Genomic DNA, 24,186 nt, shown 5'->3' on the forward strand with positions numbered 1-24,186 from the left:
CGGTGAGCGGCCGTGCCGGTCTGCTGCCCGTGCTCGCGGAGGTATTTCGCGCGCACGGCTACGAGGGCGCGAGCCTGACGCTCATCAGCCGGGCGACGGGCCTCGGCAAGGGCAGCCTGTACAACCTCTTCCCCGACGGGAAGGCCGAGATGGCCGCCTGCGTGCTGGCCGAGATCGACGCGTGGTTCGAGACCAACCTGTACGCTCCCCTGCGCGAGGCCGAGCACCCCGACGAGGCTGTGTCGACCATGTTCGACGCCGTCGAGACGTACTTCCGATCCGGCCGGCGGGTCTGTCTCGTGGGGGTCGTGGCCCTCGGCTCGGAGCGCGACCGTTTCGCCGAGGCGGTGCGGAGCTACTTCGCGCGCTGGGTCGCGGCGCTGGCCGAGGCCCTGCGGCGGTCCGGCCGGGACCCGGTGGCGAGCACCGCCCTGGCCGAGGAGGTCGTCGCCCAGATCCAGGGGGCGATCGTCCTGGCCCGCGCCCTCGACGAGCCGGCGGTGTTCACCCGGGCGATGACGGCGCTGAAAGGAAGGGTGGCCGCCGCTGGCTGAGCGGCGCGGCGGCCCGGTGCCTCACGCGGCGGTGCGGCGCTCCACCATCCGCGCCAGGAAGGCGCTGCCGATCGGGATGATCGAGTCGTCGAAGTTGTAGCCGGCATTGTGCAGGCCGGGGCCCGGGTTGGCGCCGAGCCAGACATAGGCGCCCGGCACCGCCATGGTCATGTCGGCGAAGTCCTCGCTGCCCATCTTCGGGACCACGTTCGCCTCGACCTTGTCGGCCCCGAGCAGCTCGGTGGCGACCTCGGTGGCCGCGGCAGCCTGCTCGGGGGCGTTCTCCAGCACGGAGAACACGTCCTGCAGGTCGACCGTGACCTCGGCGCCGTAGGCCGCCGAGAAGCCCGCCGCCAGCTCGCGCATGCGGGTGCCGGCGAGCGCGCGGATCTCCTTGTCGAAGGTCCGGATCGTGCCGGCGAGATGCGCCGTCTCGGGGATGACGTTGTAGGCGGAGCCCGCCTCGATCCGGGTGATCGACAGCACGATGGACTTCAGCGGGTCGGCGTTGCGCGAGACGATCGACTGCAGCGCCTGGGCGAGGCCGGTGGCGACGATGATCGGGTCGGTGCCCCGGTGCGGCTGGGCGGCGTGGATGCCCTTGCCGCGGATGTGGATGTCGAAGAAATCCGCCGCCGCCATGATCGGGCCGGGCCGCAGCTTGATCATGCCGTGGCCGCCGCCCGGCTGGTTGTGCAGGCCGTAGATCTCGTCGCAGGGGAACTTCTCGAAGAGGCCGTCCTTCAGCATGGCCCGGGCGCCGCCGCGCCCCTCCTCGGCCGGCTGGAACACGAACACCGCGGTGCCGTCGAAGTCGCGGGTCTCGGCGAGGTAGCGCGCCGCGCCCAGCAGCATCGTGGTGTGGCCGTCATGGCCGCAGGCGTGCATCTTGCCCGCATAGGTCGAGCGGTAGGGGAGGTTGGTCTCCTCCTCGATGGGCAGGGCGTCCATGTCGGCGCGCAGGCCGATCCGGCGGCCGTTGTCGGTGCGGCCCTTGAGCAGCCCGACCACGCCCGTGCCGCCGATCCCGCGATGCACCTCGCAGCCGAGCTTCTCCAGCATGTCGGCCACGATGCCGGCGGTGCGCACCTCCTCGAAGCCGAGCTCCGGATGGGCGTGCAGGTCGCGGCGGAGCGCCGTCAGCTCGTCGGCATAGGTCTGGATGCGGTCGATCGGGCTCATGTCTCGGAACTCTCGGGGGGACTTGCGGGAGGAGTGTCGGGGGACGGCGTCGCGGCGGGTGCGCAGGCGCTGCCCGCGTCGGTGCGCCGGAACGGCGTGAGCGTGTCGAGGACGTCCACCGCCTCGGCGACGTGGGCGCGCTCCCGCTGCAAGTAATCGGCCACCGCGCGGCGCAGCGCCGGGTCGGCGATGTCGTGGGCCGAGCGCATCAGGACAGGCCGGTAGCCGCGGGCGAGCTTGTGCTCCCCCTGCGCGCCGGCCTCGACGCGGGTCAGGCCCCGGGCGATCGCGAAATCGATCGCCTGGTAGTAGCAGACCTCGAAGTGCAGGAACGGGTGGTCCTCGATGCAGCCCCAGTTCCGGCCGTAGAGCGCCGTGTCGCCGATCAGGTTGATGGCGCCGGCGATGTAGGCCCCTTCGCGCTTCGCCATCACCAGGAGGACGCGGTCGGCCATGCGCTCGGTCAGGAGCGAGAAGAACCGGCGGTTCAGGTAGGGCCGGCCCCACTTCCGCGAGCCCGTGTCCGTGTAGAAGTCGTAGAACGCGTCCCAATGGGCCTCGGTGATGGCGGCGCCGGTCAGGTGCTCCACGGTGATCCCGGGGGCGAGGGCGTCGCGGCGCTCCTTGCGGATGGTCTTGCGCTTGCGCGAGGCGAGGGCGGCCAGGAAGTCGTCGAAGGTCGCGTAGCCGTCGTTCTCCCAATGGAACTGCTGGTCGGTGCGCAGCAGGAACCCGGCGGCGCCGGCCCGGTCCCACTCGGCCTCGCGCATGAACGTGACGTGGATCGAGGAGGCCTTGGTCTCGCCCCGCAGCGCCCGCAGGCCCGCCACGAGGCCGGCGGTGGCCTCGTCCGGGTCGGCCCCCGGGGCGATCAGGAAGCGCGGGCCGGTCACCGGCGTGAACGGCACGCTCACCTGGAGCTTCGGGTAGTACGATCCGCCGGCGCGCTCGTAGGCGTCGGCCCAGCCGTGATCGAACACGTACTCGCCCTGGCTGTGCGATTTCAGGTAGCAGGGCACGACGCCGAGGCGCTGGCCGTCGCGCTCCACCGAGACGTGGAGCGGCAGCCAGCCGGTCCGGCGGGAGACGCAGCCGGAGTCCTCCAGCGCCGACAGGAAGGCGTGCGAGAGGAACGGGTTGTGGGTCTCGTCGCCCCCCGCCAGGGTCTCGGGGGAGAAGGCGCAGGCATCCCAGTCCGCGGCGCCGATCTCCTTCAATCCGGGCAGCGCCCGCACGGTGAGCGTGGGGGATTCCGGCGTCGGCCCGGGTGCGTGCTTCATGTCCCCGAGTCTAGCCGGTGTCCGGGGCGGGGCAAGCGGGCGGATGCGCGCGGCGGCGATGGCAGCCTTGTCAGATGGCCGCGGACGTCACACCGTTTCCTGGCCGAATCCGGGTACGCGATTCGGCACGATGGCCCGGCACGCCTCAGACCCCGGCATCCGCAGGGTGGCCGACCGGTCTCCGCCGGACGATCTCGTCGAGGATGTCCTGTGCGAGAAGAGCAATCTCGACACGCAGGATACGAACGTGCCGGGTACGATCGTCGTCTCGACTGCGCTCGGTTCGCCTGGGCCGCGGGTGACGTGGTATCCGGTCGGGCGGGCCGGACCTTGCCCTACCGGATCGTCTCAATCGAAGCCGATCCGAAGGTGCGGGACGATGTTCTTCAGACACCGGCCGCCCGGGCTCCGCTGCGCGGCCCCGGGATGACCGAGGCGAGGCCGGAGGCCAGCCTGATCACGGCACGAAGCCCTCGAACACCATCTGGTCCGCGTGCGCGCCCGCGCGGGCGCGCTGCTCCTCGCTCCGCACCGTCCAGGTCATCACGGGGATCCGGCCGAGCAGCCGGCACAGGTAGGTCGGCGCGCAGGGCAGGTCGTCCACCCGCCAGGACAGGAAGTCCGGCCGGGTCTCGGCGAAGTGCAGGAGGTTAGACAGGGCGAGCCGCGCGCTCGGCGGCAGCGCCGCGTAGGCCGGATCGTCCTGAGTGGTCTCCGCCACGATGCCCCGCGGGATCGTCGGCGGGCACAGGTCGCGCAGCGCCGCGACCACCTGCGGATCGAAGGATTTCAGCGCCACCGGCCCGTCGCAGGCCGCCGCGACCGCGGCGGCGCGGGTCGCAAGCCGCAGGTCGCCGTCGTAGCGGGACTTCACCTCGATCACGACCGGCACGGCCCCGGCCACCGCCGCCAGGAAGGCCGGGAGCGTCGGGATCGTCTCCGCGGAGCCGGCCACCGCGAGGCGCCCGAGCTCGGCCGCGGAAAGCTCCGCCACCGCCGCGCTCGCCCCGGTCAGCCGCCCCAGGGCGGCGTCGTGGAAGACCATCGCCTCGCCGTCGGCGCTCAGCTGCACGTCGCACTCGATGGCGAAGCCGCCCGCGACGGCCGCCCGGGCGGCCGCCAGCGTGTTCTCCGGCCGGCCCGCGGCCCGGTCGTGCAACCCGCGATGCGCGATCGGCCGCGCGGTGAGCCAGTCGGGGACGGCCACCGTCAGCGGACCTCGAACAGCGCCTCGACCTCGACGGCGGCGTCGAGGGGCAGCTCCGCGACACCGACGGTGGAGCGGGCGTGACGCCCGCTCTCGCCCAGCAGCTCGACCATCAGGTCGGAGGCGCCGTTCATCACGCCGGCCACCGCCGAGAAGCCCGGCGCCGCGTTGATGAAGCCGCCGAGCCGGACGCACTGGACCACCGCGCGGTCGAGGTCGCCCACCGCCGCCTCGAGCTGGGCGAGGACGTTGAGCGCGCAGAGGCGCGCGGCCGCCTTGCCGGCCTCGGCCGAGACGGGGCCGCCGACCTTGCCCGTGTGCTCGGCCGCGATGGTCCCGTCCGCGCCGAAGCAGACCTGGCCGGAGATCACCACGAGGTTGCCCGTGCGCACGAACGGCACGTAGTTGGCGACCGGGGCCGCCGCCTTCGGCAGGGTGAGGCCCAGCGTCTCCAGGCGTTCCTTGACCGTGCTCATCGGGTTTCGCTCCCTGACTGTGACCGGCCGGAGCTGGAGCATGGTGCCCCCCGCCGCGCAAGGGGGGCGCGCCGCCGTCGCGGAGTAGAAGACGGCCTTGCGGGAGCATCGCGCAGACCTGCCGCGCGTGCCCGCTGATCAGCGAAACGTTGACAGCGCCCGGCACTTTCATAGTAATCGCGCGCGTGCCGCCCATCACTGAGGCGGCACTTTCATTTGGAGCCGGCTAACGCCTGCTCGGCTTCTACGAGAAACGGAGATGGGACCCGTGACGTCAGCCCTTCTGCCGACCTACGTCCGCGCGCCGCTCGCCTTCGAGCGCGGCGAGGGCGCGTGGCTCGTGACGGAGGGCGGCGAGCGATACCTCGACTTCGGCGCCGGGATCGCGGTGAACGCCCTCGGCCACGCGCATCCGCACCTCGTCGGGGCGCTGACCGAGCAAGCGAATCGCATCTGGCACACCTCGAACCTGTTCGAGATCCCGGGCGGCGAGCGCCTGGGCCAGCGGCTGGTCGAGGCGACCTTCGCCGACGTGGTGTTCTTCTGCAACTCGGGAGCCGAGGCGAACGAGGCGGCGATCAAGATCGCCCGGAAGTACCACGCGGCCGACGGCCATCCCGAGCGCTACCGGATCGTCACCTTCGCGGGCGCCTTCCACGGGCGCACGCTGGCGACGCTCGCGGCCGGCGGCCAGCAGAAATACATCGAGGGCTTCGGCCCGAAGGTCGAGGGCTTCGATCAGGTGCCGGCCGGGGACTGGGCCGCGCTGGACGCGGCGATCGGACCGGAGACGGCGGCGCTGATGATCGAGCCGATCCAGGGCGAGGGCGGCGTACGGGTGATCCCCCACGCGGACCTGCGCCGCCTGCGCGAGATCTGCGATGCCAACGGCCTGCTGCTGATCATGGACGAGGTCCAGACCGGCGTCGGCCGCACCGGCCGGCTGTTCGCGCACGAATGGTCCGGCATCACCCCGGACATCATGAGCGCGGCCAAGGGCATCGGCGGCGGCTTCCCGATGGGCGCCTGCTTCGCCACGCGCGAGGCTGCCCGCGGCATGACGGCCGGCACGCACGGCACGACCTTCGGCGGCAACCCGCTCGCCATGGCGGTGGGCAACGCGGTGCTGGACGTCGTGCTGGCGGACGGCTTCCTCGACCGCGTCGCCCGTTCGGGCCTCCTGCTCAAGCAGAAGCTCGCCGCTTTGCGCGACCGGCACCCGCACGTCTTCGAGGAGATCCGCGGCGAGGGCCTGATGCTGGGGCTCAAGCTCGGCGTGCCGAATACCGACTTCGCCGCCGCCGCGCGCGACGCGCATCTGCTGGTGATCCCGGCCGGCGACAACATCGTGCGCCTGCTGCCGCCGCTCACCATCGGCGACGCCGAGATCGACGAAGCGGTCCGCCGGCTGGACGCGGCCGCGTCCGGCTTCGAGGCCGCCCGCGGCGCAGCCGAGTAACGCCGAGCCCGACCGGCTCAGAATACCGCCCCCCGGACCCCGGGGGGCGGCCCGAAGCATTTCCGGGCGCGGCCTGTCCCGCCGCGCGTGACGGAGATGCCCCTGCCAGGAGGTAGAGTGCGGTTCATGATCAGGTGATCGTTGAGCAGACTCTAGTTATTGTGACGCGATGAAAGCCCAGATTGACGGCCGGGCCCCGGCCCCCGCCAGGCACCTGAACGGTGCCGGCCCTCGCCATTTCCTCGATCTCAAGGATCTCTCCGGGGCGGAGCTGCGCCGGGTGCTGGACGCCAGCGCCGCCATCAAGGCGCTCCGCCGCAAGGGCGAGGTCGCCGCCGAGCGCCCGCTGACCGGCAAGACCCTCGCGATGGTGTTCGACCGGCCCTCGACCCGCACCCGCGTCTCCTTCGACGTGGCGATGCGCGAGCTGGGCGGCGAGACGCTGATGCTCACGGGCTCCGAGATGCAGCTCGGTCGCGGCGAGACCGTGGGCGACACCGCGCAGGTCCTGTCGCGCTTCGTCGACGCGATCATGATCCGCATCCTCGACCACGGTCAGATGCTGGAGCTCGCCGAATACGCCACCGTCCCGGTGATCAACGCCCTGACCAAGGTTTCGCATCCGTGCCAGATCATGGCCGACGTGCTGACCTTCGAGGAGCATCGCGGGCCGATCAAGGGCCGTACGGTGGCGTGGTCGGGCGACGCCAACAACGTGCTGGCGAGCTGGGTCCACGCGGCCGCGCGGTTCGACTTCACCTTGAACGTCGCGAGCCCGCCCGAACTCGCCCCTCCGTCCGCCCTGCTCGCCTGGGCGCAGCAGGAGGGTGCCGACATCCACGTCACCACGGACGCCTTCGCGGCGGTCGAGGGCGCGGATGCGGTCGTGACCGATTGCTGGGTGTCGATGGGCGACGACGACGAGGCCCACCGGCACAACCTGCTCAGTCCCTATCAGGTCAACGCCAAGCTGATGGCGGCAGCCAACCCGGACGCGATCTTCATGCACTGCCTGCCCGCCCACCGGGGCGAGGAGGTCACGGCCGAGGTGATGGACGGCCCGCGCTCCGTGGTCTTCGACGAGGCCGAGAACCGCCTGCACGCGCAGAAGGGGATCCTGGCCTGGTGCCTCCACGCGGGCGGGCTCTGAGCTGGCCTGCGTCGGCCTGCCCACAAGAGGGCACGGCAGCGCGAAGGCTCGGACCGGCCTTCCCATCCACCCCCCTCATCCTGAGGTGCCGGTGCGTAGCGGAGGCCTCGAAGGAGCCCTCCAGATCGTTCCGAGATCCCTGAAGCCCTCCTTCGAGGCCCGCTTCGCGGTCACCTCAGGATGAGGCGGTGGGTGGGATCGTCCGATCAACGCGCCGCCGGCACTGGCGTTTACCGTCGGCAGCCCACCGCACATCCGCTGAGCCCTGGGCTCGCGCTCGGAGAAGCGGCGCACCATATAGGCATGAGCGGGCGGCCGACGCCGTCCGCCTCCCCATCACGGCCGCCGGCAGGCGGCGTCCCGGCACCGGATACGGCGTTCCGCGCCTCCGCTCGGGCGCGGGCGGGGTGAGGGATCGATCGCTCCGTCAAGGTCCATTCCTCACGCGGCCCGGCCCACCCGGAACACGGCTCCGCCCGGGCGGCCGCCCGATCCGCGAACGGGTCGTGACGGGCGCCGGACTCATCGATCGGAGAGGGCATGACCTCAGGAACGCAGTCGCCATCCCAGTCGCCATTCCAGTCGCAGCCCCCCGCCGCCGGCAACGGCCACGCGGGGGCGGACGACGCCGTGCTGCCCTTCGCCGTGGAGGCGCTGGATGTGCGCGGGCGTGTCGTCCGGCTGGGGCCCGCCGTCGACACGATCCTGCGCCGCCACGGCTATCCGGACCCGGTCGCGCGGCTCCTCGGCGAGGCGGCGGCACTCACGGTGCTGCTCGGTTCCTCCCTCAAGTTCGAGGGGCGGTTCCAGCTCCAGACCAAGACCGACGGTCCGGTGTCGATGATCGTGGTCGATTTCGAGGCGCCCGACCGGCTGCGCGCCACCGCGCGGTTCGAGGCCGACAGGGTGACCGCCCTCGGATCCGGACCGCTCAAGGATGCCGACCTGATCGGTACCGGCCACTTGGCCATGACCATCGACCAGGGCACCGCGGCGAGCCGCTACCAGGGCGTCGTCGCCCTCGAGGGCCAGAGCCTGGAGGAAGCCGCACACCAGTATTTCCGCCAGTCCGAGCAGATTCCCACGGAGGTCCGCCTCGCGGTGGCCGAGGCCGTGGGGGAGGGCGAGGGGCGCTGGCGGGCCGGCGGCCTTGTCGTACAGTTCCTGCCCCAGTCGATCGACCGCGCCCGCCTCGCGGACCTGCCGCCGGGCGACATCCCGGAGGGGCACGCGCATCTCTCGGGCGACGCGCCGGAGGACGACGCCTGGGTGGAGGCGCGCTCCCTGGTCGCCACGATCGAGGATCACGAACTGGTCGACCCCAACGTGTCGAGCGAGACCCTGCTCTACCGGCTCTTTCACGAACGCGGCGTGCGGGTGTTCGAGCGGCAGCCGGTCCACGAGACCTGCCGCTGCTCGCGCGAGCGCGTGATGGGCATGATCCGCTCGTTCACCCCGCAGGAGCGGCGCGACATGGTGGCGGACGATGGACGCATCGTCATCACCTGCGAATTCTGCTCCCGGCGCTACGATCTCGATCCACAGGAGGTCGAGGCCGAGATCGCGGAGCAGCCGCGCCAGTAGAGGCAGAATCACCCGTGCCGACGACCAGTAGAACGACGCCTACGGTCAAGCTTCATCGCGCGAAACGAGTTGACCTCGGTATTCGTTGCGTAAATTTTTGGGCCCTCCAGGCTGAACCGTTCCGCAATCTTCGACGTTGCGTGGCAGATTCAACATTGGAGAGTTCGCCATGCGGAAATTGTCCATCGGGTTGGCCGCGCTGCTGATCAGCACCTCGGCGTATGCGCAGCAGCAGGGCGGCGCCGGGCGGGGCGCAGACGGAATGGGCGGCCGCGCCGGTCAGGGCGGGGCCGAATCCAGCATGAAGTCCGGGGCCGAGGGCGGTCGCATGGGCGGCGCCGAGCGCGGCGGCGCGCAGGGCGGCCAGTCGGCGGAGCGCGGCTCCGCCGATGCGGGCCGGTCGGCACAGGGCCGGGATGCGGGCGGCGAGGGGCGGATGGCCCAGGATCGCGGTCGCGCCGGCGCCGAGCGCGGTGATCGCGATGGTGCCCGCGCGGAGCGGAACGAGCGCGGCGACCGGAACGGCGCGCGCGCGGATCGCGGCGACCGCCGCGGGGACCGCGCCGATGTCCGCGGGCGGACCGATGTGAGCAGCCGGACCGACGTCAGCAGCCGGACCGACATCCGCGGCGGCCGCGTCGAGGGCGGCTTCCGCCGCGAGGGCCGCTACGTCTTCATCGGCGGCCGCCGGGTGGTCTACGGCTCGCCCGAGTACCGCCGCCTGATCGTCACCGAGAACCGCGGACCGCGCGAGCGTTACGTCGTGATCCGCGGCCAGCGCGTGCTGTACGGCTCGCCCGAGTACCGCCGTCTGGTCAGCGTCCGTGAGACCGGCCCGCGCGAGCGCTACGTCGTGATCCGCGGCCACCGGGTGCTGTACGGGTCGCCCGAATACCGCCGCCTCGTCTCGGTGCAGGAGGATCGCTTCGTCACGATCCGCGGCCAGCGGGTCCGCTATGGTTCCGCGGAGTACCGTCGCCTGAGCGGCGGCGGCACCGTCAGTGCGAGCTTCCGTTCCGAGCAGCGCGCCGGCGCGCGGTTCGACAACCACGGCGGCCGGGACGGCGTCCGGAACGCCTCGCGCACCGAGGGGCGGAACGACGGCCGGATGGACCGGGGCAATGACCGCAACGCCGATCGCGGGATGGACCGGAAAGCCGGCCGTGATGGCCGGAACGAGGGCATGCGCAACAGCGACATGCGCGGCGGCCAGCAGGATGGCATCCGGAACGCCTCGGACCGTGGCGGCCAGCAGGGCGGCATGAAGGCCGGCGGCAACGAGGGCGGCCGGACGGGCGGCGCCGAGCGTGGCGGCATGAGCGGCGGCAGCATGGGCGGTGCCCAGGGCGCAGGCCGGTCGGGCGGCCAGTCGGGCGCGCAGACGACGGGTGCCGGCCGCAACTGAGCGGTACGAGGGGGAGGGGCTCCGGCCCCTCCCTCACACCTTCAGCACGGGCTCGGCGATGTCACCACCGCCGCGGGCCTTGAGGTAATCAGGCTGGAACAGGCACATCCGCACCGCGTCGCGATAGCGCCCGTTCACGAAGAACTCGTCCTTCAGTACCCCTTCGGCGTGGAAGCCGCAGCGCTCGTAGATGCGCACCGCCCGGGCATTGTCCCGGTCCACGTGCAGGTAGAGCTTGTGGATGTTGAGCACGCTGAACGCGTAATCCATGGCGATCCTTGTCGCCTGCCACGCGTAGCCCCGCCCCTGGAAGCTCGGGTGGATCGCGATCTGGAATTCGCAACGCCGGTGGAGATGGTTGATCTCCACGAGCTCGATCAGCCCGGCCGGCTCGCCGCCCGGATCGGCCACGATGAAGCGCCGCTCGGTCTGGTTGTGGATGTTGCGCTCGTAGAGCTGCTGCAGCTCGGCGAAGGATTCGTAGGCCTCCTCGAACCAGTAGCGCATGATGCTGTCGTTGTTGTTGAGCTGGTGGACGAAGCGCAGATCCTCCCGCTCCAGCGGCCGCAGCTTGATGGTGATTCCGGTGATGGCGTTCATGACGCACAGGCCTCGATCAAGTTGCGCAGGAACCGCTCACCCTGTCCGAGGGCGTCGAGGGTGATGAATTCGTCGGGCTGGTGAGCCTGCGCGATGTCGCCGGGCCCGCAGACGACGGTCGGGAGGCCTGCCGCCTGGAACTGCCCGGCCTCGGTGGCGTATGGCACCGCGATGGTGCGGTTGCGGCCGGCGAGCCGCAGGCAGAGCCGCTCGGCGTCCGATCCCGGCTCGGGGGCGAGGCCGGGGATGTCGACCTCCTCCAGGGTCTCGATCCGGCCGAAGTCGCCGTAACGGTTGAGGCGCTCGCGGGTGACCCGCTCCACCTCCCGGGCGAAGAGGCGGGGGATCTCGGCCGGGTCGAGGTCCGGCAGGCCGCGATACTCCCAGTGGAACCGGCATTCCTTGGCCAGGATGTTGCGGGCCGTGCCGCCGTGGATCGTCCCGACATGGACCGTGGTCGCGGCCGGATCGAACCGGCCCGAGGGATCGCCGCGCTCGATCATCAGGTCGGCGATCCGGTTGAGGCCGGCGACCAGCTCGCACGCGGCCGACACGGCGTTCGCCCCGAGGGCGGGCCGGGCGGAATGGGCCTCGTGGCCGTGGACGGTGGTGAGGCAGGTGACGATGCTCTTGTGCGCGTCCGCGACCTCCATCCCGGTGGGCTCGCCGACGATCACCGCCGCCGGCCGCGGCAGGTCGGCGCCGAAGCGGGCGATCCCGTCCATCGAGCCGAGGCAGGTGGTCTCCTCGTCGTAGGAGAGCAGGATATGGATCGGCCGCCTCAAGCTGGCGGCGAGCATCTCGGGCACCAGCGCCAGCGCCAGGGCGTCGAAGGCCTTCATGTCGACGGCGCCCCGACCGTAGGCCCGGCCGTCCGAGACGCGCAGCCTGAACGGGTCGCTGGTCCAAGACTGGCCGGCCACCGGCACCACGTCGGTATGGCCCGAGAGCACGACGCCCCCGTCGACCATCGGGCCGACCGTGGCGAGGAGGGCCACCTTGTCGCCCGCGGCGTTCGGCAGGCGCAGAGAGGGAATGCCCCATCCGTCGAGATAGGCGCAGACGGACTCGATCAGGGCGAGATTCGATTTGTCGCTCTCGGTGTCGAAGGACACGAGGCGGGCGAGCATGTCGAGCGGGCTCAGCCGCTCGCCGGTCGCGGACATGGATTCCTCCGGAGCGGGGCCCCGGCTGCCGGGACCTCAGTGCAGGCTGCGGCGGACGTGCGGGCTGTCGAGGGAGAAGGCGGGGATCTCGGCCTCGAAGCTCTCACCGGCCACCGTCGCCATCGTGTAGCTGCCGGCCATCAGCCCGTCGGGCGTGTTCAGCGGGCAGCCGCTCGTGTAGCAGAAGGACTCCCCGGGCTCCAGCACCGGCTGCTTGCCGACGACGCCGGTTCCGCGCACCTCCTGACAAGCACCGTGCCCGTCGATGATGCGCCAATGACGGGAGCGCAACTGAACCTGCACGCTGCCGTTGTTCACGATCTCAACCGTGTAGGCGAAGAAGTATCGGCTCTCGTTCGGCGAGGACTCCTCCTCGACGAAGCGGGACTGAACCGTCACGCTAATTCCCCGCGTCTCGGCCTTGTACATCGCCCTATTAGGCCCTTCTTCGGACGGTGCGATTCGACGAAGCAGAATGAAACGCGCTCCATGGCCGGTGGTAGTAGGCAGCGGAATCGCCGTCAATTGCGGCGGACTACCTCGCGGATTGCCGAACCGCCCCGCTTCCCGGCCAGGACGACCGGCCCAGCATGACGGGACGGCCGAGACGGGTTAAGCCCCCATTAGCCAGTCCCGGCGAAAACGGACGGCGGACGCGGACCTGCCGGTGGCGCGCGAGGGAGTCAGGGGCGCGATGAACGCGGGCGCAGGCAAGGAAGCCGCCGATTCGGGCGCGGAGGGCCGCGCCGGGATCCTGCCGGGCCAGGCGATCGCCGCCCTCGCGGCCTCGGGCGGCATCCGCCCCGCGCGCGCATTCGCCGCCGATCAGATCCAGCCCGCGAGCCTCGATCTGCGCCTGGGCGACAGGGCCTATCGGGTCCGCACGAGCTTCCTGCCCGGCTCGGGCCGTACGGTCCAGGCCTGCGTCGAGCGCCTGTCGCTGCATGCGATCGATCTGCGTCCCGGCGCGGTGCTGGAGACGGGCTGCGTCTACATCGCCGAACTCCAGGAGAGCCTGGCCCTCCCGGGCGATCTGGCGGCCGCGGCCAATCCGAAGAGCTCCACCGGCCGCATCGACGTGTTTACCCGGGTCATCACCGACCGGGGCGAGGCGTTCGATCAGGTCGAGCCAGGCTATACCGGGCCGCTCTACGCGGAAATCTCGCCGCGCACCTTCCCGGTCCTGGTCCGGACCGGCTCGCGCCTCTCCCAGATCCGCTTCCGCCGGGGGGCGCCACGTCTGACCGAATCCGAGCTCGGATTGCTCCATGCGCGTTCGGCGCTGGTCGACGCGGGCAGCCCGTCCTTCCAGGGCGGCGTGGCCGTCTCGGTGGATCTCGCTGGCTTCGACGGCCTCGTCGGCTACCGGGCGAAGCGCCACACGGGGCTCGTCGATGTCGACGCGCCGGGCCGTCACCGGGCCGCGGATTTCTGGGAGCCACTGGCGGCCGACGGATCGGGGAGCCTGATTCTCGACCCGGGCCAGTTCTACATCCTGGCGTCGAAGGAGGCGGTCCAAGTCCCGCCCGACCACGCCGCCGAGATGGTGCCGTTCGATCCCCTGGTCGGCGAGTTCCGGGTTCACTACGCGGGCTTCTTCGATCCCGGGTTCGGCTATGCCGGAGCGGGCGGCGCAGGGGCCCGCGCCGTGCTGGAGGTGCGTTCGCGGGACGTGCCGTTCCTGCTGGAGGACGGCCAGATCGTCGGCCGCCTCGTCTACGAGCGGATGCTCAACCTGCCCGAGACGCTCTATGGGGCCGGCGCCGGCTCGAATTATCAGGCCCAGGGTCTGAAGCTCTCGAAGCACTTCGTCCTGTAGTCAGGGCGCCGGGATCCGGATCAGGAGCCGATCACGGAGCGCTCGAACGCGCGGACGAGGTCCGCGTCGAGCTTACCCTCCATGCCGTGCAGGATTTTCACGGCATCCGCCGCCGGCAGGGGCGGTCGATAGGGACGGCGCTCCACCAAGGCTGCGTAGACGTCGCAGACGGTGATCAGCCTGACGATGTCGGGGATGGCCGCGCCCCTCAGCCCATCGGGGTAGCCCGACCCGTCGAGCATCTCGTGGTGGTGGCGCACCACGTCGAGGACTATCCGGTCGAACCCGCCGGCCTGCACGAGGATCTCGTGGCCCAGGGCTGCGTGCTCGCGCATCACCGCGCGCTCGGCCGGATCGAGGGGGCCGGGCTTGTTCAGGATCGCCAGCGGGATTCTGGCTTTGCCGACGTCATGGACGAGGGCGGCGCGCACCAGCAGCTGGCGGTCCGCCGCCGAGAAGCCGAGGTCGATGGCAAAGGTCGCGGCCAGACCCGCCACCAGCAGGCAGTGCTGGTACGTGGCGTCATCGTAGGCGCGGACTGTCTCGAGCCACGCGGTGAGACCGCCGACCCTGATCGCGCCGAGGATCGGATCGAGGCCCTCGTCGATCAGCGCGGCGTCGACTCTCCCGGTCTCGCGCGCGGAATCGAGAAGGTTGGCGATGACAGCGCCGGCCCGGTCGGCCGCCTGGGCCACGAGCGGCTCGCCCGGTTCGACCTGCGTCGGCCTCTCCATCGGGGCTGGGGATCTGACGGCCACGCGCAGGGCCTCGACCACGGTGGCGACCGGCGTGTCGGCCGGCAAGCAGAGCCGCCCGCCGAGGCTGCGCGCCGCGGACAGGCTGCGCGAGCCCATGCTGCGCAGCAGGAAGAGGCGCGGCAGCGCGGGCGAGGCGACCAGGAGTGAGCGCAGACCGATGAGTGGGCAGGGCCGGAGCAGGTCGAGGTCGCCGATGACGGCGAGGCATGGATCGCTCGGGGGCGCCTCCGCGGCATGGAGCATCACGCAGGGCGCGAACGCCTCGAGCGCGCGCAGAAGATCGGCGCGGCGCGTCGGCTGGTCGGTGTAGAGGACGAGGGTGCCCGCGCGCATCTGGCCCTTGAGGCGGCATACCCGCCCCGCCGGGTCTACCACCGCGACCTTGCCAGACCGTAACGCCAGGCGGAAGCGTTAGCCGGCTGCAGCTGCGTCGAGGAGCCACGCGACCGCGCCGAAGCTGGTCACGCGCCCGGCGGGCAGAGTCTCGCCCGCAGCGAGGCGAGCTAGAGGGGCGCGCTTGCCCGCGCCGGTCACCAGGAACAGCACGTGCCGGGAGGAGGCGAGTGCCGGGAAGGTGAGGGTGATGCGCGGCACGAACGGTGCCAGCCCGGACTCGGGCACTGGCGCGACTAAACGGCCGGTCTCCGCCACGGCCGGCTTGCCGGGGAAGAGGGAGGCGGTGTGCCCGTCTTCGCCCAATCCGAGGAGCACGAGGTCGAAGAGGGGCCGGTCTGGATCGAGGCTGTCGGCCCCGTAGAAGTCCAGCAGCGTGCGCTCGTAGGCGCGAGCCCCAGCTTCCGCGCCCTCGTCCGAAGGAATGAAGTGCAGGTGGGTCGGCGGGATCCGCGCGCCGTGGCCGAAGGCCTCGCGGACCATCCGGACGTTGCTGCGCGCATCGTCCCAGGGCACCACCCGGTCGTCGCCGAAGAACCAGTGGATCCGCTCCCACGGCACCCTGGTCGCGTAGTCCGGTCCGGCGAGGAGGCCGTACAGAACCTTGGGCGTCGAGCCGCCCGAGAGGCAGATCGCGATCCGCTCCGCGTGGTTCTCGCCGCATGCCACGATGAGCCGCTCGGCCGCCTCGCGGGCGACCGCCTCCGCATCCTTCAGGATATGGGTACCGGCGGGAAGGCTCATGGGACTGCCCTCTACTTCTTCGGCTCCTGATGGCCGCCGAAGCCCTTGCGCATCGCCGACAGGAGCTTGTCGGCGTAACTCGCATGCTCGCGGGAGCGGAAGCGGCGGTAGAGGGCCGCGGAGAGGACCGTCGCCGGTACGCCCTCCTCGATGGCGGCGTTGATGGTCCAGCGCCCCTCGCCGGAATCCTCGACGTAGCCGGAGAAGTCCGTGAGTTGCTCGTCGCCCGCGAGCGCCTGGGCGGTGAGGTCGAGGAGCCACGAGGACACGACGCTGCCGCGCCGCCAGACCTCGGCGATATCGCCCATGTCGAGATCGAATCGTCGCTCGGCCGGCAGGTCCTGGGAATTGGCGTGACGGAGGATGTCGAAACCCTCCGCATAGGCCTGCATCAGCCCGTATTCGATACCGTTATGGACCATCTTCACGAAGTGTCCGGCGCCGGTCGGCCCAGCATGGATGTAGCCCTGCTCGGCGCGCGGGTCGCGGCCCTCGCGGTTCGGCGTCTTCGGTATATCGCCGATGCCCGGCGCCAGAGTCTTGAAGATCGGGTCGAGCCGGTCGACGGTTTCCGTGTCGCCGCCGATCATCATGCAGTAGCCGCGCTCCAGGCCCCAGACGCCGCCCGACGTACCGACATCGACGTAGTGCTGGCCCTTTTCTTTCAGGGCAAGGCCGCGCCGCACATCGTCGCCGTAGAAGGAGTTGCCGCCGTCGATAACGCAGTCGCCGGACTGCATCAGATTCGAGAGCGTCTGGACGGCTTCCTCGGTGATCGCGCCGGCCGGCAGCATCACCCAGGCCGCACGCGGCACCTCCAGCTTGGCGACCAAGTCCTCCAGGCTCGACGCGCCGACCGCACCGGCCTCGACCAGGGCCGCAACGGCCGCCGGGTTCTGATCGAACACCACCGCCGTGTGCCCGTCCCGCAGGAGGCGCCGGACGATATTGCCGCCCATCCGGCCGAGGCCGATCATGCCGAGTTGCATCGCTGCTCTCCTCCAGATTTCCCCTCCCCCTTGCGGGGAGGGGTCAGGGGTGGGGGTGGTCCAGGATCGAGCGGCGCGGTCTATCCTGCGCCACCCCCACCTCCGGCTCCTCCCCGCAAGGGGGAGGAGAGAGGGTTGGCCACCTACGCCACAGCCGCCTTCAGCGCCGACGCCACGCGCTTCAGCCCGGTCTCAAGGTCGCCCTTGATGTGAACCCGGAGCGCCCGGCGGCCGCGCTCGGCGAGCACCGCGAAATCACCCCGCGCCTGCGCGGCCACCACGGTGGCGAAGCCGAGCTTACGGCCGGGGATGGGGAGATCCTGCGACGGCTCCGCGGTGATCTGCAGGAACACGCCGGTGTCCGGGCCACCTTTATAGGCCTGACCCGTGGAGTGCAGGAACCGCGGGCCGAATTCCAGGCAGGTCGCGACCTTCCGCACGTCGCGCACGGCGATCCGCGCCTCCTGGAGGATCGAAGCCGCACGCTCGTCGCGCGGCACGTAGGCGAGCAGTCCGAGATAGTCCCCGTCCTTGAGCCGGGCGAGCTGTGCCTTCAGCGCGACCTCCAGGCCGTCGGATGCCTGCGGCAGGCCCTCGGCATTCCGCGGATCCGCGTAGAGCGCGACCGCGTCGTCGGCGAAGAGCGGGGTCTCGGAAGGCAGGGCACCGCTCGCCTCGGCCTCCGCGAACAGCTTCTTGGTCTCGACCTTGCTGGCCTCGACATCGGGCTGATCGAACGGGTTGATGCCGATCACCGCACCGGCGACCGCGGTGGCCATCTCCAGGCGGTAAAATTCCTGCGGCAGCTGCTCGATGGAGTCGAGGGTTATGCGGGCGATCGGATGGCCGTCTCGCTCCAGGGCGCGCAGGGCCTCATCCTGCGCCGCCTCGGCCTTGCCGTCGACGCGCAGGTAGATGAAGAACCGATCGTGCCCGTAGACCGCCGGAACGCCGACCGGTTCCCCGTCCACCGGCACGAGGCCCTTGCCCTGCTTGCCGGTCGATTCCGCGATGAGCTGCTCGGCCCAGGCGCCGAAGCTGTCGATGGCCGGCGAGGCGACGATCGTCACCTTGTCGCGGCCGGCCAGCGCCGCCGCGCCCATGGCCGTGCCGAGGAGCACGCCCGGGTTCACGGCCGGCGGCACGGCCGGGCCGCAGGAACGGACCATGATGCGCGCCGTCTCCAAGAGAGCCTTCACGTCGAGGCCCATGGCGGCGGCCGGCACGAGGCCGAAGGCCGAGAGCACCGAGTAGCGCCCGCCGATCTGCTTCACCCCGTAGAAGGTCTTCTTGAAGTTGTCCGCCTTCGCGGCGCGCTCCATGTCGGAGCCCGGATCGGTCACGGCGACGAAATGGTCGCCGGCCCGGTCGCCGAGCACCGCCTTGGCGCGGGCCAGGAAGTAGTCACGGAACACGTTGGGCTCCAGCGTCGAGCCGGACTTCGACGCGACGATGAACAGCGTCTTGCCCAGGTCGATGCTCGCCTCCAGGGCGCGCACCTGATCCGGGTGGGTCGAGTCGAGGATCTGGAGCTTCGGAAAACCTTCGCGCTGGCCATAGGTCAGGCTCAGCACCTCCGGGCCGAGGCTCGACCCACCCATGCCGAGCACCACGGCGTCGGTGAAACCCTGCGCCTTCACCCAGTCGGAGAAGGCAGCGTAGTCGGCGGCCTTCTCCAGCTCATCCTCGACAATGTGCAGCCAGCCAAGCCAGTTCGCCTCGTCGTGGCCGGACCAGACCGAGGCGTCGCCCGCCCAGAGCCGGCGGATCGACCCGCTGGCCCGCCAGGATTCGACAGCCTTCTTCGCCTCGGCCGCCAGGGTGTCGTCCATGGCGAGGCTCTGGCCGTCCAGCCGGTGACCCAGCAGCGCGACGCGCTTGCCTGCGACGGCGCCCAGCAGGTTGTCGGCGGCGTCGATGAAGAGCTGCACGCCCTCCTTCACCAGTTGCTCGGCGACCGCCTCGATGTTGATCCCGGCCCGGGCGAGGCGGTTCATCACCGCCTCGGCGCCCGGCACGTCCTCCTCGATCGTGGCCCGCACCACGCCGTGGTCGCGGAACGCGTCCATGGTGGCGGGCGGCATCGTGTTGACGGTGTTCGGCCCGATCAGCTCCTCGACGTAGAGGACGTCGGAGTAGGCCTTGTTCTTCACGCCCGTGGAGGCCCAGAGCAGGCGCTGCGCTCTGGCGCCCTTCTCAGCGAGGGCGGTCCACTTGGATTCGGCGAAGATGGCCTTGTAGCGCTGGTAGGCGAGCTTGGCGTTGGCGATCGCCACTTTGCCCTTCAGCTGCTCCAGGGCGAACTTCTCGTCCGGGTCGTTGGCCTGCGCGATCTTCTCGTCGAGGAGCTTGTCGACAAGCACGTCGATCCGGCTGATGAAGAAGCTCGCCACGCTGGCGATCCGCGACACGTCGTGGCCGGCCTTCGCGCGCGCGTCGAGGCCGTCGATAAAGGCGCGAGCCACGGCCTCGTAGGCCTCCTGCGAGAACAGCAGGGTGACGTTGATCGAGATGCCCTCGGAGGTGAGCTGGTGGATCGCCGGGATGCCCTCGGGGGTCGCCGGCACCTTCACCATGAGGTTGTCGCGGGAGACAGCCTTATGCAGGCGGCGCGCCTCGGCGAGCGTCGCCTCGGTATCGAGGGCGAGGTAGGGCGAGACCTCAAGGCTGACGTAGCCGTCGGCGCCGTCGCTCGCCTCGTAGACCGGGCGGAGCACGTCGGCCGCCGCCTGGATGTCGGCGATGGCGAGCCCCTCGTAGAGATCGATGACGCGGCTGTCGCCGGTCGCCTGCACGGATTTCAGGCTGTCGTCGTACTCGTCCGAGTGACCGATCGCTTTCTCGAAGATCGACGGGTTCGAGGTGACGCCCCGAAGTCCGTCGCGCTCCACGAGCTGCTTCAGCTCGCCCTTCGCGATGAAGCCGCGGGCCACGAAGTCGAGCCAGACCGCCTGATCCTGTTCGTCGTGCAGGGCCTTGAGCGCGTTCATGTCGTTTCCTCGTCAGCGGACTGCGTCCCGGATCCGGAACGCACTCGCCTCCCCCCAGCTGGAGGGAGGCGGAAGCCGTCAAGCTACTTCTTGTGCTTGGTCACCTGCGCCTTCGCGGTCTCCAGCACCTTCTCGGGGGTAAAACCGAACTTGGTCTGAAGATCCTTGATCGGCGCAGAGGCGCCGAAAGTGTGCATGCCGATGATCGCGCCCTCGGAGCCGGCGTACCGGTCCCAGCCGATGACGCTGCCCTGCTCCACCGCCACCCGGGCCTTGACGGCGGGGGGCAGCACCGAGTCGCGGTAGGCCTCGTCCTGGCGCTCGAACAGGTCCCAGGACGGCATCGACACGACCCGGGCCTTCACCCCCTCGGCCTTCAGGGCCTCGTAGGCACCGACGCAGAGCTGCACCTCGGAGCCCGAGGCGAGCAGGATCACGTCGGGCGTGCCCTCGCTGTCGGCCAGCACGTAGCCGCCCTGGGCGGTGCCGGAGGCGGCCCCGTACTTCGCGCGGTCGAGGGTCGGCAGCGGCTGGCGCGAGAGGGCGAGAACCGCCGGCTGGTTCTTCAGCGTGAAGATCACCCGGTAGGCCTCGGCGACCTCGTTGGCGTCGGCCGGGCGCAGGGTCACGAGGCCCGGGATGCAGCGCAGCGACAGGAGCTGCTCCACCGGCTGGTGGGTCGGCCCGTCCTCCCCCACACCAATCGAGTCGTGGGTGAAGATGTGAAAGACCGGCAGCTCCATCAGCGAGGCGAGCCGGATCGGCGGCCGCATGTAGTCGGCGAAGACCAGGAAGGTCGCGCCGTAGGCCCTGAGCCCGGAGAGGCCGAGCCCGTTCACGATCGAGCCCATGGCATGCTCGCGGACGCCGAAATGCAGGTTGCGGCCGCCCGGCGAGAACGGGCCGAACGAGCCCGCGCCCTCGAAGGTCAGGTTGGACTTGTTGGACGGCGCGAGGTCGGCCGAGCCGCCGAGCAGGAACGGCACATGCTGGGCGATCGCGTTCAACACCTTGCCGGAGGATTCGCGGGTCGCGAGGCCCTTCGCGTCCGGCTCGAAAACCGGGATGTCCTTGTCCCAGCCCGCGGGCAGGCGGCCCTCCAGGAAGGCGTTCAGATCTTCGGCGTGGTCGGCATCGGCCTCCTTGGCTTCGGCGAGCAGGCCCTGCCAGGCATCGTAGAGCCCGGCGCCGCGCTTGCCGATGCCGTTGCGGAAATTCTCCTGCACGCCGTCCGGCACGAGGAACTGGGCATCCTCCGGCCAGCCATACGCGCGCTTGGCGCCCTTCACCTCGTCCTCGCCCAAAGCGTCCGAGTGGGCCTTGGAGGTGCCCTGCTTCTTCGGCGCGCCGTAGCCGATCACCGACTTGACGATGATGAGCGTCGGCCGGTCGTTCGTGGCGAGGAAGGTCTCGATCGAGCCCGCGAGCGCATGGACGTCGTTGGCGTCGGCGACGCGCAGCACCTGCCAGCCATAGGCCAGGAACCGGGTCGCCACCTCCTCGCCGAAGGCGAGTTCCGTGTGGCCCTCGATGGTGACGGTGTTGTCGTCGTAGATCCAGCAGAGGTTGGCGAGCCGCAGGTGGCCGGCCAGCGAGGCGGCTTCCGAGGCCACGCCCTCCATCAGGTCGCCGTCCGAGCAGACCGCGTAGACGTTGTAGTCGAACAGCGGCAGGTTCGGCCGATTCAGGTGCTGGGCCAGGAAGCGGCTGCCCATCGCCATGCCCACCGAGTTGGCGACGCCCTGGCCGAGCGGCCCCGTGGTGGTCTCGACGCCGGTGGTGAAGTGGTATTCCGGATGGCCCGGGGTCCGGCTGTCGAGCTGGCGGAATTTCTTGATGTCCTCCAGCGACACCGCCGGAGCGTTGCCGCCGTCGCTCTCGGCGACGCCCGCGAGGTGTAGGAGCCCGTAAAGCAGCATCGAGGCGTGGCCGCAGGACAGCACGAACCGGTCCCGGTTCGGCCAGTGCGGGTGCGCCGGATCGTAGCGCAGGTAGCGGTTCCACAAAGTGTAGGCCACCGGCGCGAGCCCCATTGGCGCACCGGCATGGCCGGAATTGGCCTTCTGCACCGCGTCGATCGCCAAGGTGCGGATCGTGTTGATGCTGAGCGTGTCGATCTCAGCGAGGGCCGCCTTGGCGGGAGTGTCAGCACCGCTCATGATGTCGCATCTTCCAGTTCGCCTCGCGCGGTCCGCTTCGCGGCTTCGCGCTGCCGCAGGACGGCGGGAGGAGCTCCATTGCCCTTACCACCCTGCCGGTCCGCCGGCCCTTCGCCGCGCGTATAGCTGAGGAGCGTGTTGACGAGCGCGACGTGGGTGAAGGCCTGGGGGTAGTTACCCACAAGGCGCTTGGCTTGCACGTCGTATTCTTCGCTGACCAAGCCGAGATCGTTGCAGATGCCGACGAGGCGCTCGATGATCGCCCGCGCCTCGTCCCGCCGGCCGAGGCCGATCAGGTTGTCTGCGTACCAAAACGTGCAGGGCAGGAACGCCCCCTCGTTGCCCGACAGGCCGTCGGTGGTCTGCCCTTGCGTCTCGTAGCGCAGGATGAAGCCGTCCCGCATCAGCCCCGTGCCGATGGCCTCGACCGTGCCGACCACTCGGGGATCGTCCTGCGGCAGGAAGCCGGTATGGGCGATGAGCAGGAGACTCGCGTCGAGCGCCTTCGATCCGTAGGATTGAACGAAGCTGTTGAGCTCGGGATCGAAGCCCTTGTCGCAGACCTCCGCGTGGATCGCGTCCCGGGCCGCGCGCCAGCGTTTGGCATGCTCCTCGGTGGCGCCGGATTCGTGCATCTCGTGCATGCGCAGGGCACGATCGAACGCCACCCAGGCCATGACCTTCGAATGGGTGAAGTGGCGCGCGCCCCCGCGCACCTCCCAGATCCCCTCGTCGGGCCGGCGCCACGCCTGCTCCAGATGGCCCAGGATCGCCAGCCCGACCCGCAATCCGTCCTTGCTCACCGGCAGGCCGCGGGCATGGGCTTGGTAGAGCGCGTCGAACAACTCACCGTAGACGTCGAGCTGGAACTGGCTGGAGGCCGCGTTGCCGATCCGCACGGGCTTCGAGTTCTCGTAGCCCGGCAGCCAGTCGAGCTCGATCTCCGGCAGCAGTCGCTCACCACCGATACCGTAGAGGATGTGTGCCTGCTCGGGGTTTCCAGCCACGGCCCGCTGCAGCCAGTCGAGCCACTTGCGGGCTTCGTCGATGTAGCCGCCATCCATCAGGGCGATGAGCGTCAGCGTGGAGTCGCGCAGCCAGCAGAATCGGTAATCCCAGTTGCGCTCGCCGCCGAGCCCCTCGGGGAGGGAGGCGGTGGGCGCCGCCACGATGCCGCCGGTGGGCTCGTAGATCAGCGCCTTGAGGGTCAGCAGGGAGCGCTGCAGCATCCGGTCCCAGGCGGTCCCGCCGGCGCAGCGGCTCGACCAGTCCCGCCACGCCTGGTCGGCAATCTCGAGCGCCTTGCGCGGCTCGATGGCGACCGGGTCATCCTCGTGGGACGGGCCGTAGCTCAGGACGAAACGGTGCTTGTCGCCGGCATGCACGGTGAACTCGGCGACCGTGGTCTGCGCGTCCGAGCCCTTGAGGTGCACGTCGGTGCGCAGCACCACCTTGTGAGGGCCCGAGACGGCGCGCAGGTCGCCGAGTTCCGATCGCGACACCCAGGGTACGGCCGAGCCGTAATCGAACCGGACCGCCATCTCCATCCGCATGGCGACGCGCCCGTGCACGCCCTCGACGAGGCGCACCAGATGAGATCCGTCGCCGATCGGCATGAAATCGGTGACCAAGACCTCGCCCTGGCGCGTGACGTGCCGGGTCTCCAGCACGAGACTGCCCGGCCGATAGCTCCAGTGTGTCTCGACATGCTCGGCTTCGGGGAAGATCTTCCAGAAACCGTGCGCCTCGGTACCGAGCAGGCTGGTGAACAGGGCAGCCGCGTCAAAGCGCGGCCAGCACAGCCAGTCGACGCTGCCCTGACGGCTGATCAGCGCGGCGCTGCGGCAATCGCCGACAAGCGCGTAATCCTCGATGCGTGCAGCCATCCGGCCCCGGCTCCGGTCCACGGACGGCTGCCCGGACCGTCCGCTGCGATGCACCTAGGACGGGAGTGCGAGAGGTCTAGGGCAAGCGCTCGAAGGTCAGAGGTCGAGAGTAGGAGGTCGAGGGGAACGCAGCGTTCGCCGTGGCACGCACTGAACCGGGTATCGGCCGGGACGCGGGCATTCCGTGCCTGCGGTTGGCTCGCCCGGCGAAACGGCTTCGGCGACATCCACCTCGTCTGGAGATGACGCAACAGCCGGATCCACGGCTCTCGCTCCCAACCCTGCGGGCCACCCGGCCCACACTTTCCAGGATCGCACCAACATCCTGCGGCGATAGCGCTTTTCCCTCCTCGTGGAAGGAGCCTGGGGTGGGGATGGTTGAAGA

Annotated in this window: 19 protein-coding genes; 6 read left to right on the forward strand and 13 right to left on the reverse strand. The window is 70.4% G+C overall.

Translation table 11 applies throughout. The features are described from left to right. The first annotated feature begins 2 nt into the window (after nucleotides 1–2). The gene (locus ACLBX9_RS20485; protein WP_010685820.1) at nucleotides 3–554 is read left to right on the forward strand and encodes a TetR/AcrR family transcriptional regulator; all 552 of its coding nucleotides are present in this window, start codon (nucleotides 3–5) and stop codon (nucleotides 552–554) included. Between the two features lie 21 nt (nucleotides 555–575). Here ACLBX9_RS20485 and ACLBX9_RS20490 read toward each other — a convergent pair whose 3' ends face one another. The 4 genes from ACLBX9_RS20490 to ACLBX9_RS20505 form a co-directional block, all read right to left on the reverse strand. Beyond that, nucleotides 576–1,736 (reverse strand): M20 aminoacylase family protein, encoded by a 1,161-nt coding sequence (locus tag ACLBX9_RS20490; protein WP_447720236.1) that lies wholly within the window; start codon nucleotides 1,734–1,736, stop codon nucleotides 576–578. Next, nucleotides 1,733–3,016, reverse strand: coding sequence for a GNAT family N-acetyltransferase (locus tag ACLBX9_RS20495; RefSeq protein ID WP_447720237.1), 1,284 nt, complete (start codon nucleotides 3,014–3,016; stop codon nucleotides 1,733–1,735). Before ACLBX9_RS20495 ends, ACLBX9_RS20490 begins: the two co-directional genes overlap by 4 nt. A 457-nt stretch (nucleotides 3,017–3,473) precedes the next feature. After that, on the reverse strand, nucleotides 3,474–4,223 hold the full coding sequence (locus ACLBX9_RS20500; RefSeq protein WP_010685816.1) for a glycerophosphodiester phosphodiesterase family protein: 750 nt from the start codon (nucleotides 4,221–4,223) through the stop codon (nucleotides 3,474–3,476). Between the two features lie 2 nt (nucleotides 4,224–4,225). Further along, nucleotides 4,226–4,699 (reverse strand): RidA family protein, encoded by a 474-nt coding sequence (locus ACLBX9_RS20505; protein ID WP_447720238.1) that lies wholly within the window; start codon nucleotides 4,697–4,699, stop codon nucleotides 4,226–4,228. A gap of 268 nt (nucleotides 4,700–4,967) precedes the next feature. On the opposite strand from ACLBX9_RS20505, the gene ACLBX9_RS20510 reads away from it, so the two are divergent. The 4 genes from ACLBX9_RS20510 to ACLBX9_RS20525 all read left to right on the forward strand — a co-directional run bounded on the left by ACLBX9_RS20510 (nucleotide 4,968) and on the right by ACLBX9_RS20525 (nucleotide 10,297). Continuing rightward, on the forward strand, nucleotides 4,968–6,158 hold the full coding sequence (locus ACLBX9_RS20510) for an acetylornithine transaminase (protein ID WP_447720239.1): 1,191 nt from the start codon (nucleotides 4,968–4,970) through the stop codon (nucleotides 6,156–6,158). Nucleotides 6,159–6,327: 169 nt separating this feature from the next. Then, a complete protein-coding gene (gene argF, locus ACLBX9_RS20515; RefSeq protein WP_010685813.1) occupies nucleotides 6,328–7,308 on the forward strand; it encodes an ornithine carbamoyltransferase in 981 nt (326 codons plus the stop codon). Between the two features lie 540 nt (nucleotides 7,309–7,848). Then, nucleotides 7,849–8,892, forward strand: coding sequence for an Hsp33 family molecular chaperone (locus ACLBX9_RS20520; RefSeq protein WP_447720240.1), 1,044 nt, complete (start codon nucleotides 7,849–7,851; stop codon nucleotides 8,890–8,892). Nucleotides 8,893–9,061: 169 nt separating this feature from the next. Then, entirely contained in the window at nucleotides 9,062–10,297 is a 1,236-nt protein-coding gene (locus tag ACLBX9_RS20525; RefSeq protein WP_447720241.1) for a hypothetical protein, read from the forward strand. Between the two features lie 33 nt (nucleotides 10,298–10,330). Here ACLBX9_RS20525 and speG read toward each other — a convergent pair whose 3' ends face one another. Genes speG through apaG form a run of 3 tightly spaced genes read right to left on the reverse strand, consistent with a single transcriptional unit; the run spans nucleotide 10,331 to nucleotide 12,492 of the window. After that, nucleotides 10,331–10,897: a spermidine N1-acetyltransferase gene (gene speG, locus ACLBX9_RS20530; RefSeq protein WP_010685810.1), complete on the reverse strand. Its 567-nt coding sequence runs from the start codon at nucleotides 10,895–10,897 to the stop codon at nucleotides 10,331–10,333. Beyond that, nucleotides 10,894–12,063 (reverse strand): acetylornithine deacetylase, encoded by a 1,170-nt coding sequence (gene argE, locus ACLBX9_RS20535; protein WP_447720242.1) that lies wholly within the window; start codon nucleotides 12,061–12,063, stop codon nucleotides 10,894–10,896. Before argE ends, speG begins: the two co-directional genes overlap by 4 nt. A 36-nt stretch (nucleotides 12,064–12,099) precedes the next feature. Beyond that, the gene (gene apaG, locus ACLBX9_RS20540) at nucleotides 12,100–12,492 is read right to left on the reverse strand and encodes a Co2+/Mg2+ efflux protein ApaG (protein ID WP_010685808.1); all 393 of its coding nucleotides are present in this window, start codon (nucleotides 12,490–12,492) and stop codon (nucleotides 12,100–12,102) included. Nucleotides 12,493–12,757: 265 nt separating this feature from the next. Between apaG and ACLBX9_RS20545 the strand changes: the two genes are divergently transcribed. Next, a complete protein-coding gene (locus tag ACLBX9_RS20545) occupies nucleotides 12,758–13,882 on the forward strand; it encodes a 2'-deoxycytidine 5'-triphosphate deaminase (RefSeq protein WP_010685807.1) in 1,125 nt (374 codons plus the stop codon). Between the two features lie 20 nt (nucleotides 13,883–13,902). Here the strand turns inward: ACLBX9_RS20545 and ACLBX9_RS20550 are convergent, their stop codons facing one another. From ACLBX9_RS20550 to ACLBX9_RS20575, 6 genes are all read right to left on the reverse strand, one after another. Further along, nucleotides 13,903–14,973, reverse strand: coding sequence for an HD-GYP domain-containing protein (locus ACLBX9_RS20550; RefSeq protein WP_447720243.1), 1,071 nt, complete (start codon nucleotides 14,971–14,973; stop codon nucleotides 13,903–13,905). Nucleotides 14,974–15,051: 78 nt separating this feature from the next. Beyond that, the gene (pgl, locus tag ACLBX9_RS20555) at nucleotides 15,052–15,777 is read right to left on the reverse strand and encodes a 6-phosphogluconolactonase (RefSeq protein WP_010685805.1); all 726 of its coding nucleotides are present in this window, start codon (nucleotides 15,775–15,777) and stop codon (nucleotides 15,052–15,054) included. An 11-nt stretch (nucleotides 15,778–15,788) separates the two neighbouring features. Beyond that, a complete protein-coding gene (gnd, locus tag ACLBX9_RS20560; RefSeq protein ID WP_010685804.1) occupies nucleotides 15,789–16,766 on the reverse strand; it encodes a phosphogluconate dehydrogenase (NAD(+)-dependent, decarboxylating) in 978 nt (325 codons plus the stop codon). 143 nt (nucleotides 16,767–16,909) lie between these two features. Beyond that, nucleotides 16,910–19,756 carry a bifunctional transaldolase/phosoglucose isomerase gene (locus tag ACLBX9_RS20565; RefSeq protein WP_447720244.1) on the reverse strand — a complete coding sequence of 949 codons (2,847 nt, stop codon included), beginning with the start codon at nucleotides 19,754–19,756 and terminating at the stop codon, nucleotides 16,910–16,912. An 83-nt stretch (nucleotides 19,757–19,839) separates the two neighbouring features. Next, nucleotides 19,840–21,915: a transketolase gene (gene tkt, locus ACLBX9_RS20570; RefSeq protein WP_447720245.1), complete on the reverse strand. Its 2,076-nt coding sequence runs from the start codon at nucleotides 21,913–21,915 to the stop codon at nucleotides 19,840–19,842. Continuing rightward, a complete protein-coding gene (locus tag ACLBX9_RS20575) occupies nucleotides 21,912–23,801 on the reverse strand; it encodes a glycoside hydrolase family 15 protein (protein ID WP_447720246.1) in 1,890 nt (629 codons plus the stop codon). The genes tkt and ACLBX9_RS20575 overlap by 4 nt, the downstream gene beginning before the upstream one ends. Nucleotides 23,802–24,186 lie beyond the last annotated feature (385 nt).

The organism is Methylobacterium sp. A49B, assembly GCF_053346215.1.